Genomic DNA, 1,885 nt, shown 5'->3' with positions numbered 1-1,885 from the left:
CATGAGAAAGCCCATATAAATGGGTAATGTACAAGTTGCTGTAGAAGCATGTTTAGTTCGTCTGATCACAGATACGTTATAAACTATTGTAATACTTTTTTGAATCCGTCAATGCGTAAGTCCTATAATCGTATTTTAGGTTGGGATGCCGTTGGGGAAATTATTGAAGTTGGCTCAAAAGTTACCTCGTTTAAAGTAGGAGATTCTGTTTGGTATGCTGGCGATTTAACCCGAGATGGTAGTAATGCTGAGTTTCAAGCAGTCGATGAACGAATTATCAGTCTTAAACCAATTACAGTATCTAATGCAGAAGCAGCAGCATTGCCATTAACTGCAATAACGGCATGGGAAATGCTGTTTGATCGGTTTCAAATTTCAGAAACAGAAGTTGGCAGTATTTTAATTATTGGTGGTGCAGGTGGTGTAGGATCAATCGCTATCCAACTCCTAAAAGCAAAAACAAATCTGACCGTTATAGCAACAGCTTCACGGGAAGAAACGAAATCTTGGGTGGAATCACTTGGTGCCGACCATGTCATTGATCATAGCAAAGATTTAAATGCACAAATCGAGACACTAGGCATTGAAAAACCAAAATATGTATTCTCTACAAATCATACAGAAACCTATATCAAGCAAATAGTTTCTCTGATTGCACCACAAGGCAAGCTTGGATTGATCGATGATCCACAAACATTTGATATTATGCCATTTAAGACTAAATCTATTTCTATCCATTGGGAGTTGATGTTCACCCGTTCAATGTATGAAACCGATGATATTGAAAAGCAAGGTAATCTATTGCAACAGGTTGCCCAATTAGTTGACCAGCAAAAAATTAGAAGTACCCTCAACCAAAATCTAGGCAAAATTAACGCTGCAAACTTGGAGAAGGCGCATAAGTTGCTTGAATCAGGTAAGTCAAAAGGCAAAATTGTACTAGAAAACTTCTAAAACAAATTCAAGGTGAAATAATGACTATTTCAGTAATTGCGAACTTTAAGGCAAAGTCAGATCAAAAAGAGACGTTAGAAGCGCTTTTAAAAAGTGTAATAGAGCCTACGCTTCACGAAGAAGGATGCTTGAAATATGAGCTTTATATTAGCGAAAATGACTCGAGTAGATATTTCTTCTTAGAAGAATGGCGTAGCAGGGAGGATTTAGATATCCATATAGCGTCTGATTATATTCAAAGTTTATTTGGTAATATCCAATCGCTAATTGAATCAAGTGATATTGTAGAAATCAAAAAAATATAGCTGTATTCGGACGTTATGATGAAGTATTCTTCAAATTAACATAGGGACTTAGAAAGCTAACAAAAAATGGGAGCTATAAGCTCCTATTTTTTACGATTTTTTAATTTTTTAGTAGTAACTTAGGCTTCAGCAAATTATGCCCCTGAGGGGAGCCACCAATACCCTGCATTTTGACAACAATGTCATCGTTTAGAGGCAGCAAATTTACGAGCATCAGTCGGTACGACTGGTGATTCATATGATATTGCTTTGGCTGAAACGGTGAATGGCTTATACAAAACAGAGGTGATTGAATATTTAAAAGCAGATTGGCAAGGTTTAGCAGATGTACAACTTGCGACATTAAATTGGGTAGATTGGTTCAACAAAAAGCGTGTACACGGTGCACTGGGTTATGTATCGCCTTTTGATTTTGAAGCAATGTACTATGATAAGATTAACCCGTTAGGTCAGGTGGCCTAACTTCAATAAAAAGTCTCCGACAAACCCGGTACGGTTCAGCGTCCGCTGAACACACCTTATGAATTCGTCCTATAAGCCTTAATTTAGTCCCCACTTAAAAACAAGTGGGGACTAAAATTTATGACTACAAATCACCAGACATCCATCGCATCTCTTGCGAAAAA

2 protein-coding genes and 1 pseudogene are annotated in these 1,885 nt (G+C 37.3%); all 3 read left to right on the top strand.

Features of this window, described 5'->3' with window-relative positions:
- Positions 1-111: 111 nt before the first annotated feature.
- Positions 112-954, top strand: coding sequence for a zinc-binding alcohol dehydrogenase family protein (locus AC1P5O_RS16455; protein ID WP_499006409.1), 843 nt, complete (start codon positions 112-114; stop codon positions 952-954).
- A 20-nt stretch (positions 955-974) separates the two neighbouring features.
- Positions 975-1,259, top strand: a complete 285-nt coding sequence (locus AC1P5O_RS16450; protein ID WP_004281848.1) for a putative quinol monooxygenase — start codon at positions 975-977, stop codon at positions 1,257-1,259.
- A 183-nt stretch (positions 1,260-1,442) separates the two neighbouring features.
- Positions 1,443-1,721, top strand: a pseudogene (locus tag AC1P5O_RS16445) (integrase core domain-containing protein); the annotation flags it as partial.
- Positions 1,722-1,885 lie beyond the last annotated feature (164 nt).

It is taken from the genome of Prolinoborus fasciculus (assembly GCF_056724605.1).
Note: the sequence above shows the minus strand (reverse complement) of the source record. Positions and strands in the feature narration are given on the sequence as shown.

What these genes read in the sequence shown, in the direction of transcription:
- AC1P5O_RS16455 (WP_499006409.1), top strand. Translation starts at nt 112, where the DNA reads ATGCGTAAGTCCTATAATCGTATTTTAGGTTGGGATGCCGTTGGGGAA.
- AC1P5O_RS16450 (WP_004281848.1), top strand. Translation starts at nt 975, where the DNA reads ATGACTATTTCAGTAATTGCGAACTTTAAGGCAAAGTCAGATCAAAAA.